General features: G+C 41.3%; 15 protein-coding genes, 2 tRNA genes and 1 other RNA gene. 12 read left to right on the top strand and 6 right to left on the bottom strand.

Features of this window, described 5'->3' with window-relative positions:
* Positions 1-18: 18 nt before the first annotated feature.
* A complete protein-coding gene (locus E0H79_RS01795) occupies positions 19-999 on the bottom strand; it encodes an outer membrane protein assembly factor BamD (protein WP_131260677.1) in 981 nt (326 codons plus the stop codon).
* Positions 1,000-1,070: 71 nt separating this feature from the next.
* Here E0H79_RS01795 and rluD point away from each other — a divergent pair, with 71 nt between their 5' ends.
* The 3 genes from rluD (at position 1,071) to E0H79_RS01780 (ending at position 3,547) form a co-directional block, all read left to right on the top strand.
* Positions 1,071-2,123, top strand: a complete 1,053-nt coding sequence (rluD, locus tag E0H79_RS01790; protein ID WP_131260676.1) for a 23S rRNA pseudouridine(1911/1915/1917) synthase RluD — start codon at positions 1,071-1,073, stop codon at positions 2,121-2,123.
* Between the two features lie 71 nt (positions 2,124-2,194).
* Positions 2,195-2,938, top strand: coding sequence for a peptidoglycan editing factor PgeF (pgeF, locus tag E0H79_RS01785; RefSeq protein ID WP_004972211.1), 744 nt, complete (start codon positions 2,195-2,197; stop codon positions 2,936-2,938).
* A gap of 39 nt (positions 2,939-2,977) precedes the next feature.
* The gene (locus E0H79_RS01780) at positions 2,978-3,547 is read left to right on the top strand and encodes a flavodoxin family protein (RefSeq protein WP_004972210.1); all 570 of its coding nucleotides are present in this window, start codon (positions 2,978-2,980) and stop codon (positions 3,545-3,547) included.
* A 78-nt stretch (positions 3,548-3,625) separates the two neighbouring features.
* Here E0H79_RS01780 and smpB read toward each other — a convergent pair whose 3' ends face one another.
* Positions 3,626-4,102 carry an SsrA-binding protein SmpB gene (gene smpB / locus E0H79_RS01775; protein WP_004972209.1) on the bottom strand — a complete coding sequence of 159 codons (477 nt, stop codon included), beginning with the start codon at positions 4,100-4,102 and terminating at the stop codon, positions 3,626-3,628.
* Positions 4,103-4,281: 179 nt separating this feature from the next.
* Between smpB and coaD the strand changes: the two genes are divergently transcribed.
* The 4 genes from coaD (at position 4,282) to E0H79_RS01755 (ending at position 5,593) form a co-directional block, all read left to right on the top strand.
* Positions 4,282-4,773 carry a pantetheine-phosphate adenylyltransferase gene (gene coaD, locus E0H79_RS01770; protein WP_004972207.1) on the top strand — a complete coding sequence of 164 codons (492 nt, stop codon included), beginning with the start codon at positions 4,282-4,284 and terminating at the stop codon, positions 4,771-4,773.
* Position 4,774: 1 nt separating this feature from the next.
* The gene (locus E0H79_RS01765) at positions 4,775-5,038 is read left to right on the top strand and encodes a YfhL family 4Fe-4S dicluster ferredoxin (protein WP_004972206.1); all 264 of its coding nucleotides are present in this window, start codon (positions 4,775-4,777) and stop codon (positions 5,036-5,038) included.
* A gap of 27 nt (positions 5,039-5,065) precedes the next feature.
* Positions 5,066-5,443, top strand: an RNA gene (rnpB, locus tag E0H79_RS01760) — RNase P RNA component class A.
* Between the two features lie 73 nt (positions 5,444-5,516).
* Positions 5,517-5,593: transfer RNA gene (locus tag E0H79_RS01755), tRNA-Met, on the top strand.
* Between the two features lie 38 nt (positions 5,594-5,631).
* On the opposite strand, the gene E0H79_RS01750 is transcribed toward E0H79_RS01755, so the two are convergent.
* A complete protein-coding gene (locus E0H79_RS01750) occupies positions 5,632-6,045 on the bottom strand; it encodes a hypothetical protein (RefSeq protein WP_131260675.1) in 414 nt (137 codons plus the stop codon).
* A 193-nt stretch (positions 6,046-6,238) separates the two neighbouring features.
* Between E0H79_RS01750 and E0H79_RS01745 the strand changes: the two genes are divergently transcribed.
* Positions 6,239-6,315: transfer RNA gene (locus E0H79_RS01745), tRNA-Met, on the top strand.
* Between the two features lie 143 nt (positions 6,316-6,458).
* On the opposite strand, the gene E0H79_RS01740 is transcribed toward E0H79_RS01745, so the two are convergent.
* From E0H79_RS01740 to gltA, 3 genes are all read right to left on the bottom strand, one after another.
* Positions 6,459-8,084: an NAD+ synthase gene (locus E0H79_RS01740; RefSeq protein ID WP_004972204.1), complete on the bottom strand. Its 1,626-nt coding sequence runs from the start codon at positions 8,082-8,084 to the stop codon at positions 6,459-6,461.
* 355 nt (positions 8,085-8,439) lie between these two features.
* Positions 8,440-8,955, bottom strand: coding sequence for a hypothetical protein (locus tag E0H79_RS01735; protein WP_004972203.1), 516 nt, complete (start codon positions 8,953-8,955; stop codon positions 8,440-8,442).
* 196 nt (positions 8,956-9,151) lie between these two features.
* On the bottom strand, positions 9,152-10,426 hold the full coding sequence (gene gltA, locus E0H79_RS01730) for a citrate synthase (RefSeq protein ID WP_004972202.1): 1,275 nt from the start codon (positions 10,424-10,426) through the stop codon (positions 9,152-9,154).
* Positions 10,427-11,580: 1,154 nt separating this feature from the next.
* Between gltA and sdhC the strand changes: the two genes are divergently transcribed.
* From sdhC to E0H79_RS01710, 4 genes are read left to right on the top strand one after another with little or no spacing between them, the layout of a single operon-like run.
* A complete protein-coding gene (sdhC, locus tag E0H79_RS01725) occupies positions 11,581-11,979 on the top strand; it encodes a succinate dehydrogenase, cytochrome b556 subunit (RefSeq protein ID WP_026438062.1) in 399 nt (132 codons plus the stop codon).
* Entirely contained in the window at positions 11,979-12,344 is a 366-nt protein-coding gene (gene sdhD, locus E0H79_RS01720; RefSeq protein ID WP_004972200.1) for a succinate dehydrogenase, hydrophobic membrane anchor protein, read from the top strand. Before sdhC ends, sdhD begins: the two co-directional genes overlap by 1 nt.
* Before the next feature lie 12 nt (positions 12,345-12,356).
* Positions 12,357-14,255, top strand: a complete 1,899-nt coding sequence (locus E0H79_RS01715; RefSeq protein WP_004972199.1) for an FAD-binding protein — start codon at positions 12,357-12,359, stop codon at positions 14,253-14,255.
* Between the two features lie 14 nt (positions 14,256-14,269).
* Positions 14,270-14,980, top strand: a complete 711-nt coding sequence (locus E0H79_RS01710) for a succinate dehydrogenase iron-sulfur subunit (RefSeq protein WP_004972196.1) — start codon at positions 14,270-14,272, stop codon at positions 14,978-14,980.
* Positions 14,981-15,658 lie beyond the last annotated feature (678 nt).

Here is a 15,658-nt window from a genome sequence, read left to right as displayed (position 1 = left end):
AAATCAGTCGGAATGGTTTTATTCAGTGCTGTCGTTTTGAGATTTTGGACGATCGAGCAAGCCAAAACTCAAACGGTTGGTGAGGCTGCGTGATGGCTCTGCTTGTGCTTTAGTATCTGACTGTTGTGTTTCAGTGCTGCTTTGCGCTTCACGTCCGAAAATACCCAAAGTTGCACGGTTAATCCAGCTTGCGTCATGACGGGCAGCACGTAAATTCACGCTACCATCTGCTTTAACCAAATTTGGATAGTTCAGTTTCAACACATCAATATATTGCTTAGCTGTGGCTTGATCGCCCAGTTTGCCATAACCATAAGCCACCGTTGCCAACGCTTCTGGAATTTGCGGAGTTTGCGGATAATGCTCAACTACCCACAATGAACGCTCTACTGCAGCCACCCATGCTTTACGTTTAATGTTATAACGTGCCGCATTCATTTCGGCTTCCGCCAGTTCCTGACCAATAAACTGCATGCGCTGTGCAGCATCTACCGCATAAGTGCTTGATGGATAGCGACGGATAAAATCGACAAAGTTTTGATAGGCCAGTTTTAAATAGCTAACATCACGGTGTGATTGCTTGAGCGAGGTATAACGCAACAAACCATCATAGTTTTGTTCCATATTCGCCACACCACGTACATAGTAGGCATAATCGGCTTTAGGATGCTGCGGGTTCATGCGGATAAAACGATCTGCAACAGCAATTGCGCCTTCATAATCTTTTTGCTGGAATTTTGCATACAACAATTCAAGCTGCGCTTGCTGCGCATAATCACCCGTTGGATAATAGGTTTCTAAAGCTTCAAGATGCTTAACGGCATCGGTGTATTGACCACGATCCAGTGCTTTTTCTGCTTTTTCAATATAAACCTGTTCGCTAGATTGCGGACCAGTATCGACCACTTCTTTTTTTGGATTGCTGCTACAGCCCACAATTGCAGACGCAACGCCGAGTGAAAGAGCAAGCATTGTTATTTTATAACGTGGTAGCGACATAAAAATTCCTCTGTTAATACGGGCAATGAGCTACAATTGCGCTATTAAACCACTTTTGTCTGAATGAGCAAATGAGTCAAGCACAATCTACCCATTCCAATTTACCTGAAACTGAGTTCAATTTACTTGAAGATGCTGAGGATGCAGATAACCATACTTCAGACTCAACTGCAACACGTTTATCGTTGCAATTTCAATTGGATGACAGCCACTTAGGACTACGCATCGACCAAGTTGCAGCCATCATTTGGAGTGAATTTTCACGTGAAAAGCTAAAACAGTGGCTCAAAGACGGTCATTTGTTGGTAAATGGTAACACGGTCAAACCTAAATATAAGTGTGAAGGTGATGAGCTTCTTACCCTAGAAGTCGAGCTTGAAGCGCAAACCCGCAGCCTGCCTGAAGATATTCCACTGGATATTATTTATGAAGATGATGACATCATGGTGATTAATAAACCTGTGGGCATGGTGGTGCATCCGGGGGCGGGAAATAGCTCTGGAACTCTGGTAAATGCCTTGCTGCATCATTATCCAAAATCGGCAGAGTTAACTCGTGCAGGTTTGGTGCATCGTATTGATAAAGATACTTCGGGTTTGCTGGTGGTTGCCAAAAATATGGAAGCACAGTTTGCCTTGACCAAGCAACTGGCGAAAAAGTCAGTTTATCGTTTATACGACTTGGTGGTGTACGGCAACATGATTGCGGGAGGCACTGTCGATGAGCCGATTAAACGCCATCCTGTAGATCGAGTGAAAATGGCTGTTTTGCCGGGCGGCAAAGACGCCGTCACACATTACAATGTTAAAGAACGCTTTCAGCATTTCACTCGTGTTCAGGCGCGTTTGGAAACTGGACGTACTCATCAAATTCGTGTGCATCTAAGTTATATTGGTTATGGTTTGGTTGGCGATCCTGTTTATACGCCACGTGTACGTGTGCCAGCAGGCGCATCGGCATTATTAAACGATACCTTGCGTAACTTTAAACGTCAGGCCTTACATGCCGTCAAACTCGGTTTGGTGCATCCACGTACTCAAGAAGAAATGATGTTTGAAGCGCCGTGGCCTGAAGACTTTAAACAATTGGTAGACGTGTTACGCAGTGAAAATGCTGCCTATTAATTGTTGCATAGACAGCATTAACAAGATCAACTCAGATACGGCAATGCCAGAAAACGACTAAGGATAGATTTATGCAATTTGTTCAAGGATTACCTGCAGGTGTGTATGTTGGGCAAACCCGCATACAACATGTGCAAGCTTTAGCGACAGACTGTGCCGATGTATCTGGTTTTAATCTGGCGCTGCATGTGCAGGATGATGCATGGCGTGTGCAGCAGCATCGTATGAGTTTACTGGCAGAGTTTGCTGAATATGGGGTCGATAAAATGACGTGGATGACGCAAACACATAGCGTGTTGTGTCAGACCATTAATGAGCAAATCACTTGTGAAGCTTTAGAAGGCGATGGTTTGGTCACTCAGCGTAAAGCGCATGCTTTAATGATGATGACCGCAGACTGTTTACCTGTGGTTTTGGGCAATGCCGAAGGCACTGAGGTTGCGAATCTGCATGCAGGCTGGCGTGGTCTTGCCAACGGTATTATCGAAAACACCATCGTCGAAATGCAAAGTGCTCCAACATGGGCGTGGTTGGGTGCGGCTATTAGTCAGCCGTGTTTTGAAGTTGGGGCTGAGGTGAAACAGGCATTTTGCGATAAATATCCTGAATTAGACACGGCTTTTATTGCAGGGCAGCAGCAAGGTAAATATCTTACTGACTTGTATGCGATCGCGCGTTTTATTTTGCAGCAGCATGGTGTTACAACGGTCTTGGGCGGTGATCAGTGCTCGTATCAACAAGCCGATGATTACTATTCTTACCGCCGTCAAGCACGTACAGGACGTATGGCAACATTCGTGTTTATGCAGGCTTAGTGTTAAACTTGACTTAATTATTTGGTTTTAAACATTCTCATGTCAGTGACTCATTCAACATCTTCTTGCGCTGCTATTCGTGTGGCGGTGGTTTATCACAGTCCTTATGGTCATACTGCTAAGGTGGCACAGCATATTGCACAAGGTGCTGCGCAAATGGATGCTCAGGTGACTTTGATGGATGTGGCTGAAATTGAATGGGATAGCCTAGATCAAGCCGATATTATCATTATGGGCTGTCCAACTTATATGGGCAGCATTACTTCGGCTTTAAAACAGTTTATGGAGCAATCGTCTAAGCGTTGGTTGGCCAGAACTTGGCAGGGCAAACTGGCGGCAGGTTTTACCAATGGCGGTGGTTTAAGTGGCGATAAACTGGCGGTGCTGCAACAAATTAATTTATTTGCGATGCAGCATGGCATGTTGTGGTCAGGTTTACCGTTTATGCCGACAGGGCGTAGTCCACACGATATTAACCGCATGTCGAGCTTTTTGGGTTTAATGACGCAGTCTGATAATGCCAGTGTTGAAGTTACGCCACCCGAAGGTGATTTGGAAACTGCAGTCAAATTTGGTAAATATTTGGTGGAATTAAAACTTAAAGACTAAGCATTTTTAGTTTTACAACTTCCATAAAAAATGCTCGATGTTGATCTCGAGCATTTTTTATGGGCGGAATGTGCAAAATTATTTGTGCATCAAACGTGCTTTATCACGCTGCCAATCGCGGTCTTTTTCAGAAGCGCGTTTATCGTGCAATTGTTTACCTTTCACCAAAGCAATTTCAAGCTTCGCTAAAGGGCCTTTCCAATAACATGCTAAAGGTACGCAAGAATAACCTTTTTGATTGACTGCACCCATCAACTTCTCAATTTCACGTCGTGAAAGTAAGAGTTTGCGGGTACGGGTCGCTTCAGGCACTACATGCGTTGAAGCCGACAAGAGTGGTTGAATTTGTGCACCAAATAAAAAGGCTTCATTGTCACGAAACAGGATATAACTTTCGGTAATAGTCATACGTCCTGCGCGCAAAGATTTGACTTCCCAACCTTGCAAAGAAAGTCCTGCTTCAAATTTTTCTTCAATAAAATAATCGTGGCGTGCACGTTTATTCTGTGCAATTGTTCCGCCCGTATTTTTTTTAACTACAGTTAGCTTCGCCATATTCAATTACTTCCAAACTTATGACTATTGTGCCTCAAACCAAGGCTTGCTGACAAATCAAAATCATCACAACTGTTGGCTAAACTGCTTTGATATTTCATAATTTGGTAGACTTTAGTTCACTAAAATTTTTTGTATTTGTTAAACTAACTTTGACAAAACCAACTAGAGCATAATGGATGTCTAAAACTCGCGTAATTTATCCGGGCACCTTTGACCCGATTACTAATGGTCATATTGACTTGGTGACACGTGCTGCAAAAATGTTTGATGAAGTCGTGGTCGCAATTGCCATTGGACATCATAAAAATCCAATTTTTACTTTGGAAGAACGTGTGGAATTGGCACAGGCATCTTTAAAGCATTTGCCTAATGTTGAATTTGTCGGATTTGATGGTTTATTGGTTAATTTTTTCCGTGAGCAAAATGCGACTGCAGTTTTGCGTGGTTTGCGTGCTGTTTCAGATTTTGAATATGAATTTCAGTTGGCAAATATGAACCGTCAATTAGATGCGAAATATGAAGCGGTATTTCTGACTCCTTCAGAGCAATATTCATTTATTTCTTCTACATTAGTTCGTGAAATTGCACGCTTAAAAGGTGATGTGACTAAATTTGTTGCACCTGTTGTGGTCGAAGCCTTTGAGCGTAAATTACGACAAGGTTGGTAGCGTGTCTTTATATATTACCGATGAATGTATTAACTGTGATGTCTGTGAACCTGTATGCCCAAATGAGGCAATTTATATGGGTGAGCTGATTTATGAGATTAATCCAGCATTATGTACTGAATGTGTAGGACATCACGAGCAGCCGCAGTGTCAGTTATTTTGCCCAGTCGATTGTATTCCGCTCGATCCAGAGCATGTAGAAACACAGGAACAATTGCTGGAAAAATATAAAAAACTGATTGCTCAAAAAAGCGCAAGCAATTAACTTATAATTTTGCTAAGATGCGCCTTCGAAGTGAACCAGACGATCGCTGCTGTGGAGGTCTCCGTGACTGAAACAGGGGAGGAAAGTCCGGGCTTCATAGGGCAGGGTGCCAGGTAACGCCTGGGCGGCGTGAGCCGACGGAAAGTGCAGCAGAGAGTAGACCGCCTTCATATGGTTTCTTTTTCGGAAGAAATTGAAGGTAAGGGTGAAAGGGTGCGGTAAGAGCGCACCGCATGGCTGGTAACAGTTCATGGCATGGTAAACCCCACCAGAAGCAAGACCAAATAGGAATCCTGAGGTACGGCCCGTACTGGATTCGGGTAGGTCGCTTGAGCGTATGAGTGATTGTACGCCTAGAGGAATGATCGTTCTCGACAGAACCCGGCTTATCGGTTCACTTCACCAAATTTTAAGCAATTGATGCGTGATAAGGCTTGACGTTACCTAGATTACAGCAGATAATGCGCGCACAGTTTTTGGCTATGTAGCTCAGTTGGTTAGAGCACCGCACTCATAATGCGGGGGTCACAGGTTCAAGTCCCGTCATAGCCACCATTTTTCAGACCACGTTCACTAACGTGGTCTTTTTTTGTTTAAAATTTATTTGTGCAATCTATTTGAGCTGTATCCAGTTGAATCTGCATTTGTAGGTTTTGAATCTGTTGCCAATTGGCTTGTTGATCAGAGTGAGCAAAAATTTTGGCATCGACCTGATTTAATTTTTTTAGCGAAATGTGTTGTGATGCACAATAACGCCCTACAGCACGCTCATAAGCCAGTTGTTGCTGCGCTGCAGCATTCAGTTGATGCGCCGTTAAAATCTTTTGCTGTCCTTTGGCATAAGCAACCAAAACACGTCGGTCTGCGATGCTATAACTCATTTTAGAATTGATAAATTGCGCAACATCACGCCGTACGCCGTTGTAATCTACAAAAACAGGTGAAACCAAAGCGCAGGAACTTAAGCCAACAACAAGGCTACTCAGTATTATAGACTTCAAGATCATGGTTGAATTTATTCTCTTTTTTCTGTGTGACTTGATATAGATTTTGCTGCAAATATTTAAGAATCTCCGTAAGAAAATAGTAATTTGATTAAAATTAAACAAATTGCACTGTTTTTGCTTAAACTGTGAGCGTTTGTAAATTAAAATACTTGACGATGCAGGGCTAAGTTTAGATAATGCGCACACAGTTTATGGCTATGTAGCTCAGTTGGTTAGAGCACCGCACTCATAATGCGGGGGTCACAGGTTCAAGTCCCGTCATAGCCACCATTTTTATAGACTAAGCTCTCAGCTTGGTCTTTTTTTATGTCAAAATTTTAGGCTACTTTTTGCAGCATTGGTTTAATGGCAGGTACAAAAAAACCAAGCCGTAGCTTGGTTTTTTATATCTTTGTTTAAGCAATGCTTTAGCGTTAAATCCCTGCTTTCCAACCATTGACGAGCGGATAGCGACGTTCACGACCAAAAGCGCGTGAACTAATACGTGGTCCTAATGCACCTTGGCGACGCTTGTACTCGTTGCGATCAACCAATTGAATGACTTTCTCGACCATCGCGCGTTCAAAGCCTTTGCTAATGATGTCTTCTTGGCTCTGATCTTCTTCAATATACGCATACAAAATCGCATCGAGCACTTCGTATGGTGGTAAAGAATCTTGGTCTTTTTGGTCAGGACGTAATTCTGCTGAAGGTGGGCGCGTGATCACACGCTCAGGAATCACAGGAGTATCGGCAATACTGTTACGGTATTTAGCCAGTTCAAACACAATGGTTTTGTACACATCTTTGAGTACCGCATAACCACCGACCATATCGCCATAAAGCGTGCAATAGCCAACTGCTAACTCAGATTTGTTACCTGTAGAAAGCACGAGGTTACCAAACTTATTCGACAGACCCATTAAGATTGTGCCGCGGGCACGGGCTTGTAGATTTTCTTCTGTGGTATCGCTAGGGCTGTTACCAAAGAAAGGATACAGCGTTTGCATAAAGCTATTTACGATCGGGTGAATTTCGGCAATACCAAAAGTCACGCCTAAAGTTTTGGCTTGCTCTGCAGCATCTTCCACACTAATTTGCGCGGTATAAGTGTACGGCATCATTACCGCTTGTACCTTATCTGCACCAATTGCATCAACCGCAATAGCAAGAGTGAGCGCTGAATCAATTCCGCCCGACAAGCCAAGAATTACACCAGGGAAGCCAGAGCGTTGCACGTAGTCACGGGTTGCGAGCACTAAACCTTGATAGATTTCTGCAAGGGTGTCTAAAGCTGGGCTAATTTCGGCAGTTTTAAAGTGCTTCTGTGCAGCGTCATATTCTGCGTAGAATAAACCTTCTTGGTAGGTTGGGGCTTGTAATGCAACATTGCCTGCTTGGTTAATCACAAAGCTCGTACCATCGAAGATTAAATCATCTTGACCGCCAACTTGGTTTACATACACCACATTGAGATGTAATTGTTTTGCCAGTTCGGTCATGGTCTGTACACGATGCTGCGGTTTACCCACTTCATAAGGCGATGCGTTCAAGACCAATGCAGTTTCTACATTCAACTGTGCCAATTGCTGCACGGTTGGCAAAGACCATAAATCTTCGCAAATCAAAACGCCAAATTTATGACCAAGGTATTCAAAAACTAAGTGTTGATGACCTTCATCAAAATAGCGTTTTTCATCAAATACAGCATAATTTGGTAAATTTTGCTTGTTGTAAATACCTAAGATGTTGCCATCTTTCATGACGGCAGCCGAGTTAAAGCGCTGACCATCTTCAGTTTCATTGACAAAGCCGAAAACTAAAACAATATCTTTAATTTCACGTAATTGTTCAAATGCTTGTTGTGTGCGTTGATTCAAGCTTGGGCGCAGTAATAAATCTTCTGCAGGGTAGCCCAAAATTGAAAGTTCAGGAAAAATAATCAAATCTGCATGTTGTTTTTTCGCTTCATTTGCTTGTTCAAGCATTTTTTGCGCGTTTGCTTCGAGATTGCCAATGTGTGGAGAGAACTGTGCAAGGGCAATTTTAAAAGATTTCATTTAAATTAAGTCCTATTCCTATAGGTGTAGAATACACGTAAGTGGCTGATGATTATTGTTATAAAAATTTCAGCGTAGTGTATTGTGGATTAAACGACTGCCGAAAGGCACAAATAAAAACCATTTATTATCTAACAGATAAAGATCTTATTTTGCAGTGCAAAAATGGAGACTTTTGCTATTTTATCTTAATTTAGAATAGATGCTAGCATCGAATACACTTTATTGTCTTGTCTGCAAGAATATCATTGAAATGTGACAGAATTTTTATGCTATTTATTTGAAAAGCATTATATTTTTAGGTTGTATGATGCATGTGTTTTTCGTGAAATAAGCATGTACCAAGATGAGTGAGCTAAGTCGAGCGGTGCGGGCTGTTTAAAATAATATTGTCTATTTTTTTAAGAAAAATATCTTTGGCAATTTCACCTTGTTGCTCAATGTTGTAAGCAAAAAAAGGTTTCGCTTCAATTAAGCGATAATGATATGGATTGTAACGCTTAAAACTCAAAAAATACGCGGTTTGCAATACCGCACCACGCAGTAAGACATTGATGTGATGTTGATGCTGTAAAATGTGCGCCATCTCATGAATAAAGATCGCTTGATAGCCACGGTGTGCTTGGCTGTAGTCGGCTAGATAATGCCGATTACGCACATGAATATAGCCACAGGGGGCCATAAAAATGTGCTGTGGCTGCCAAGGCAAATAAGGATGGTTCATGACTTTGACTTGGCTGTAGTCAATCAGATTGCCAAACACAGATTGGCACAACTGTATTTCCATTGCAGTTAGGCTTCGACATCTAAACTGATCTAGTTTGAGCAGTCGCATCAATAAGCTGAGAATGAATAAATGCAGTTGTAGCATGGAAATGAGTCGTAAGTGGCAGACATCAAAAATATAGCCTAAATCCGCAATGATCTAAATTTTATTTTACGTTTTGGTTGTGGTTTAGGACAAACCAAACAGAAATGAGTTTGGTGAGCTAAATAAAAGCAATAAAAAAACCACCCGAAGGTGGTTTTTTTGTCGTGTCGTTTTACACGCTACAACGCAGACCGAATTAACGGTTGATGTCGCGTTGAGTGTGGCCAGTGTAAAGCTGACGAGGACGACCGATTTTGTAAGGACCGCTGTGCATTTCTAACCAGTGGCTGATCCAACCAACTGTACGTGCAAGTGCGAAAATTACAGTAAACATTTCTGTTGGGATACCAATCGCTTTAAGGATGATACCTGAGTAGAAGTCTACGTTAGGGTATAAGTTACGCTTGATGAAGTATTCATCAGATAACGCAATACGCTCAAGTTCCATTGCAAGAGCGAGTTGTGGATCGTTGATACCTAAGTCGTTAAGTACTTCGTCACAAGTTTGCTTCATTACAGTTGCACGTGGGTCATGGTTTTTATAAACGCGGTGACCAAAGCCCATAAGTTTAACTTCTTTAGTCTTCACTTTTTCCATGAACTCAGCAACGTGTTCTACAGAGCCGATTTCATCAAGCATCTTAAGAACAGCTTCGTTCGCACCACCGTGAGCAGGACCCCAAAGTGCAGAAATACCTGCAGAGATACATGCGTATGGGTTAGCGCCAGTAGAACCAGCTAAACGTACAGTTGAAGTAGACGCGTTTTGTTCGTGGTCAGCGTGAAGCGTGAAAATACGATCCATTGCGCGAGCGTGAACAGGGTTTACTTTGTAATCACGGTCTGCTGGTGTAGCAAACATCATGTACAAGAAGTTTTCTGCGTAGCTTAAGTCGTTACGTGGGTAAACAAATGGTTGACCAACAGTGTACTTGTAGCTCCAAGCCGCTAAAGTAGGAATCTTCGCGATTAAACGAATCGCTGTGATTTCACGGTGGTTAACATCTTCGATGTCTAAGTTGTTGTGATAGAACGCAGATAACGCACCAACAACACCTACCATGATTGCCATAGGGTGAGCGTCACGACGGAAACCGTTATAGAAACGTTTTACTTGGTCGTGAACCATAGTGTGGTTACGAACTTTAGCGTCAAAATCAGCTTTTTGTTCTGCAGTTGGAAGCTCGCCATTTAATAATAAGTAGCAAGTTTCTAAGTAGTCAGCTTTAGTCGCTAATTGGTCAATTGGGTAACCACGGTGTAAAAGAATACCTTTGTTACCATCAATGAACGTAATTTTAGACTCGCAAGACGCTGTTGCCATAAAACCAGGATCAAAAGTAAAGTGACCTGCCGCCAACACATCCTTAACGTCAATTACATCTGGGCCTAATGTGCCGCTGTAAATTGGTAATTCAATTTCTTTTCCATCAAGCTGTAATACGGCTTTTTTGCCAGTTGCTTCAGACATTCAATAGATCTCCTGTCCTGGTGAATGTTGATCTGACTCGAAGTATCAATCTTTTAATGCGCAAGTCAGACGGATTAAAAATTAGCTCTAAGATTAGAGAGTACTGAAATTTTGTCAATTATACTTATGGATTAAGCAGACGACTGTTTATAGAAAAAGCCGAAAAAATTCCAGTAAAAAAATCAATAAAATCACAGCACAGCCGCCGTATCATAAGTCAAAATTTGTCGGATGTGCAGAAAAAAATCATCAATACGGATTAATTGTAAGCAATTTTAAATACTAGTTTTGATGTGCTATTTCTTTAGCAGGATTCAGTCCAATACTTAAATTTATCTAATTCTCATAACTTACACGTTTTTACATACACGGTAGGGTGGTCAGATTGTTTGTAATAGGCAGTAAGTCTGGTATTTAAATTCGATATTGATTGATCAAAAAATGACTGATTAAACTCCTGAAAATAGCCATGATCCATCATATTTTGAGTGGGAAATGATGAAATCTTTGTGAATAAAGCGCGGTTATTTATCCATACAGATACAAAAAATACTGGATAAGTTATTCATTCGCATGATGATTATCATTTTTAATATTTATTTAGGTGTGGTGTTTAAAGTAAATATAAGTTGTATAAATAGATTGAGGTATGTGCCGACATTAAAGTTTAATCCATGATCAGGTGTACCTTGACCAAAGCAAAGTGATGGGCTGTCTGGATCTAAGAGTCTTGTGTTGTGGTTGTAAATTGCTGCAAACAGTGGAGTACACACATATATAGTGCTGCTACTTATATATAAGTATGTGAAAACCCGAAGAACATCTGAAAAACAAAGTACAAATTTATCTTTAGTCTAAATATTCTAAAGCCACTGATTGTGTCATCAAGAGTTTTCACTTTAATAATTTATTTAAAAACATAGATTTATGTTTGATTGTGTGGTTGTGGATGGTAGTTGGTTTGTCTTTATACTTGTTAATGATTCTTATTTAAGGGTTTTTTAGCCAAAAAGCCGAGTAGAGTTGTTTGTATTTTAACAGTTGACGTTTTATAATTCAGTGTCGTTTTAAGGTTAGGCATGAATTTGCCTAACAATGCCAGCTTTCCTTCGAATTTATTCCAACAAACTCCGGATGGAGTTTTTACTTACAGGATGCCCGCTGTGAAAAGCAACAGACCTGTCAATTTGTCCATGGGTCAAGTTTTAGAAGTAAACTTAAAATCGCCCGTGGCTATTGCATCAATTCTACACCGTCTTTCTGGTGTCATCGTATTTTTACTCGTACCGGTACTTTTATGGTTGTTAGACAAGTCTTTGTCTTCACCTGAAGGTTTTGCTCAAGTTCAAGAAATTTTTAACGGTTTCTTTGTGCGCTTTATCGTATGGGTATTTGTAGCCGGCTTAATCTATCACTTCATTGCTGGTGTTAAGCACTTACTTGCTGACCTTGGTTTTGCAGAAGAACTGCAAAGTGGTCGCATTGCAGCTACTATTTCATTGATCTTGTCTGCTATCGGTATCGTTGCAGCATTTGTATGGATTGTAATCTAATGAAAAGTGCTACAGGTTTAACGGGTTCAGGTTCTCGCGATTGGTTTATCCAACGTATTAGTGCTGTTGTTCTTGCTGTTTATACCGTTGTGGTATTTGGTTGGATTCTTCTTAACGGTGGATTCAACTTTGAACAGTGGTACGGCTTTATGATGACATTACCAATGAAGATTATGTCTTTATTGGCAGTCTTATCTCTTGTTGCACATGCTTGGATCGGTATGTGGCAAGTATTCACTGACTATGTGACTACTCGTCAAATGGGTCCTTCAGCTTCAGGTTTACGCCTAGTGCTGACTTCAGCAGTGATTATTGCTGTTTTTGCATACGCAATCTGGGCAATCCAGATTTTCTGGGCGAATTGATAGGAAAATATCATGGGCGCGATTAACCCTAAAGAAGATTATACAAATATTCCACACCAATTCTTTGACGCAGTCATTGTTGGTGGTGGTGGTTCAGGTATGCGTGCATCTTACCAACTTGCTCAAGCAGGTTTGAAAGTTGCGGTATTGACTAAAGTATTCCCTACACGTTCACACACTGTTGCAGCGCAGGGTGGTATTGGTGCATCTCTTGGTAACATGCAAGAAGATAACTGGCACTACCACTTTTACGACACGGTAAAAGGTTCTGACTGGTTGGGCGACCAAGACGCGATTGAATTCATGACGCGTGAAGCGCCACAAGTGGTTTATGAATTAGAACACTTGGGTATGCCATTTGACCGTAACGCAGACGGTACAATTTACCAACGTCCATTCGGTGGTCACTCTGCAAACTACGGTGAAAAAGCAGTTCCACGTGCATGTGCTGCAGCTGACCGTACAGGTCACGCACTTCTTCACACGCTTTATCAAAGCAACGTGAAAATGGGTACTCAATTCTTCGTAGAATGGATTGCTCTTGATTTGATCCGTAACGAAGCTGGCGATGTACTAGGTGTGACTGCAATTGACCAAGAAACAGGTAAAATCGCAGTATTCCAAGCGAAAGCGACATTGTTTGCTACAGGTGGTGCAGGTCGTGTGTACCGTGCATCTACAAACGCATATATCAACACTGGTGACGGTCTTGGTATGGCTGCGCGTGCAGGTATTCCATTACAAGATATGGAATTCTGGCAGTTCCACCCAACAGGTGTTGCGGGCGCGGGCGTATTGTTAACGGAAGGCTGTCGTGGTGAGGGTGGTATCCTTCGTAACGATTCAGGCGAACCGTTCATGGAGCGTTATGCACCAACTTTGAAAGACTTGGCGCCACGTGACTTCGTATCACGTTCTATGGACCAAGAAATTAAAGAAGGTCGTGGTTGTGGTCCAAACAAAGACTACATCTTGCTTGATATGACGCACTTAGGTGCAGACACAATCATGAAGCGTCTTCCATCTGTATTTGAGATTGGTAAGAAATTCGCGAACGTTGACTGTACTAAAGAGCCAATTCCTGTTGTGCCTACAATCCATTACCAAATGGGTGGTATTCCAACCAATATTCATGGTCAAGTGGTTGTTCCAGAAAGCCGTGAAACTCAAGAGTTGGTTGCGAACTACAACGCAGAAACTGATACATATACAACCAACGCGGGTGACCGTGACTTTGCTAAACCAGTAAAAGGTTTCTATGCAATTGGTGAGTGTTCATGTGTATCTGTACACGGTGCAAACCGTTTAGGTACAAACTCATTGCTTGACTTGGTTGTATTTGGTAAGGCTGCTGGTCAACACATCATTGAGTATGTGACTAAGCAACATGATGGTGAGTACGAACCACTTCCAACAACTGTACTTGAAAATACTGTGAACCGTATTCGTAAACTTGACGAATCGACTTCAGGTGAAAACGCTCAAGAAGTTGCTGATGCAATTCGTAACATCGTTCAAGACCACGCAGGTGTATTCCGTACTTCAGCATTGCTTGATGAAGGTGTGAAACAAATTCTTGCGCTTGAGCCACGTGTTCGCAACATTCATTTGAAAGACAAATCTAAAGTATTCAACACTGCACGTGTAGAAGCATTAGAAGTTGAAAACTTGTATGAAGTTGCTAAAGCGACACTAATCTCAGCTGCTGCACGTAAAGAATGTCGTGGTGCGCATACGGTTGTAGACTTTGAGTTACCACCAGATCACCCAACTTATTCTTATGGTCGTCGTGATGATGAGTGGATGAAGCATACTTTATGGTTCTCTACAGATAACCGTCTTGAGTACAAACCAGTACGTTACAAGCCGCTTACTGTAGCTGCTATTCCACCTAAACCACGTACATTCTAATTGGGAGAAGTAAGATGAGTAGAGGTACTCGTACATTTAATATCTACCGCTACGATCCTGATAAGGATAAAGCACCGTACATGCAAACTTTTAAGCTTGAATTGACTGATAAGCACCGTATGTTGCTTGATGCACTTCTTGAATTGAAAGTACAAGACGAATCTTTGACATTCCGTCGTTCATGTCGTGAAGGTATTTGTGGTTCTGATGGTGTAAACATCAATGGTAAAAATGGTTTAGCGTGTCTTTGGAACCTAAACGATTTACCAGAAGTGATCACAATTCGTCCGCTTCCAGGTCTTCCTGTAATTAAAGACTTGGTTGTAGACATGAATCAGTTCTACGATCAGTATAACAAGATTCATCCGTTCTTGATCAACAACCAACCTGCGCCACCAAAAGAGCGTTTACAATCTCAAGAAGAGCGTGAGCATCTTGATGGTTTGTATGAATGTATTCTTTGTGCATGTTGTTCAACTTCATGCCCATCATTCTGGTGGAACCCAGACAAGTTCTTGGGTCCTTCAGCGTTGTTGAATGCATATCGTTTCATTATCGATTCGCGTGATACTGCAACTCAAGAGCGTTTGGCTCGTCTTGACGACCCATTCTCTTTGTTCCGTTGTAAAGGTATTATGAACTGTGTATCTGTATGTCCTAAAGGCTTGAACCCAACTAAAGCAATCGGTCACATCCGTAACATGCTTTTAGATATGGCTGGCTAATAGACTGCGTGATCAGTTGAAAAAAGCACACCTAGGTGTGCTTTTTTTTGTGCCAAAATTACGATAAAAGTCGTGTGATAAGTTGCTTGTTTTTGATGAGTACGTAAATGAAAAATGTTGCATGCAAAGAAGTGATTAAAAAGTGAGTATTTGATATTTTTTAGGTATAACTGTTGGATAAATAGACAAAAACAGCATTTAGCCGACTAAAGTTGCACACAATTGTAATCCAGTGCTGCTATTTTGTTGTAAAGCATGGGCAAATGCCAAGTTTAGCTGCAATATTTATTTTTAGATGTTATCATGTAACGTGTAAGTGAGAGGGCAGATTGAGAGATGTGCTCTCTTTTATTTTATCTGAAATAGCGGTGTTGGACTTTGGTCTAAATTGCATCTGTTTTTTAAATAAAGCACCATATGTTAGATGAAAATAGAATCAGTGTATTTCGCCAATTTATAGGAGGTATGTGTCAAAAAAATCAATTGCATTTCTGAGATCATGTTACGATTAACAAATGACTATATCTGAAAAATGTTGAATTTTTGTACATTTTATCAACATTTTAAGTGGAAATGATGTGTTATTAAGTCAGGACTATTGCAGAAAAGTCGTATTAGAAAAGCTAAGACTGAGCACTTATTTTTTCTAAAACGATTTTGCAAAAAATTGCTCGGCTT

The sequence above is a fragment of the Acinetobacter sp. ANC 5045 genome (assembly GCF_004331005.1).
GTDB lineage: Bacteria > Pseudomonadota > Gammaproteobacteria > Pseudomonadales > Moraxellaceae > Acinetobacter > Acinetobacter towneri.
Note: the sequence above shows the minus strand (reverse complement) of the source record. Positions and strands in the feature narration are given on the sequence as shown.

Bases quoted from the DNA above. Each gene is read 5' to 3' on its own strand.
- E0H79_RS01740 (WP_004972204.1), bottom strand. From the start codon at position 8,084: ATGAAATCTTTTAAAATTGCCCTTGCACAGTTCTCTCCACACATTGGC.
- E0H79_RS01780 (WP_004972210.1), top strand. From the start codon at position 2,978: ATGTCAGTGACTCATTCAACATCTTCTTGCGCTGCTATTCGTGTGGCG.
- sdhD (WP_004972200.1), top strand. From the start codon at position 11,979: ATGAAAAGTGCTACAGGTTTAACGGGTTCAGGTTCTCGCGATTGGTTT.
- E0H79_RS01715 (WP_004972199.1), top strand. From the start codon at position 12,357: ATGGGCGCGATTAACCCTAAAGAAGATTATACAAATATTCCACACCAA.
- E0H79_RS01710 (WP_004972196.1), top strand. From the start codon at position 14,270: ATGAGTAGAGGTACTCGTACATTTAATATCTACCGCTACGATCCTGAT.
- gltA (WP_004972202.1), bottom strand. From the start codon at position 10,426: ATGTCTGAAGCAACTGGCAAAAAAGCCGTATTACAGCTTGATGGAAAA.
- pgeF (WP_004972211.1), top strand. From the start codon at position 2,195: ATGCAATTTGTTCAAGGATTACCTGCAGGTGTGTATGTTGGGCAAACC.
- rluD (WP_131260676.1), top strand. From the start codon at position 1,071: ATGAGTCAAGCACAATCTACCCATTCCAATTTACCTGAAACTGAGTTC.
- smpB (WP_004972209.1), bottom strand. From the start codon at position 4,102: ATGGCGAAGCTAACTGTAGTTAAAAAAAATACGGGCGGAACAATTGCA.
- sdhC (WP_026438062.1), top strand. From the start codon at position 11,581: ATGCCCGCTGTGAAAAGCAACAGACCTGTCAATTTGTCCATGGGTCAA.
- E0H79_RS01795 (WP_131260677.1), bottom strand. From the start codon at position 999: ATGTCGCTACCACGTTATAAAATAACAATGCTTGCTCTTTCACTCGGC.
- coaD (WP_004972207.1), top strand. From the start codon at position 4,282: ATGTCTAAAACTCGCGTAATTTATCCGGGCACCTTTGACCCGATTACT.
- E0H79_RS01735 (WP_004972203.1), bottom strand. From the start codon at position 8,955: ATGCTACAACTGCATTTATTCATTCTCAGCTTATTGATGCGACTGCTC.
- E0H79_RS01750 (WP_131260675.1), bottom strand. From the start codon at position 6,045: ATGATCTTGAAGTCTATAATACTGAGTAGCCTTGTTGTTGGCTTAAGT.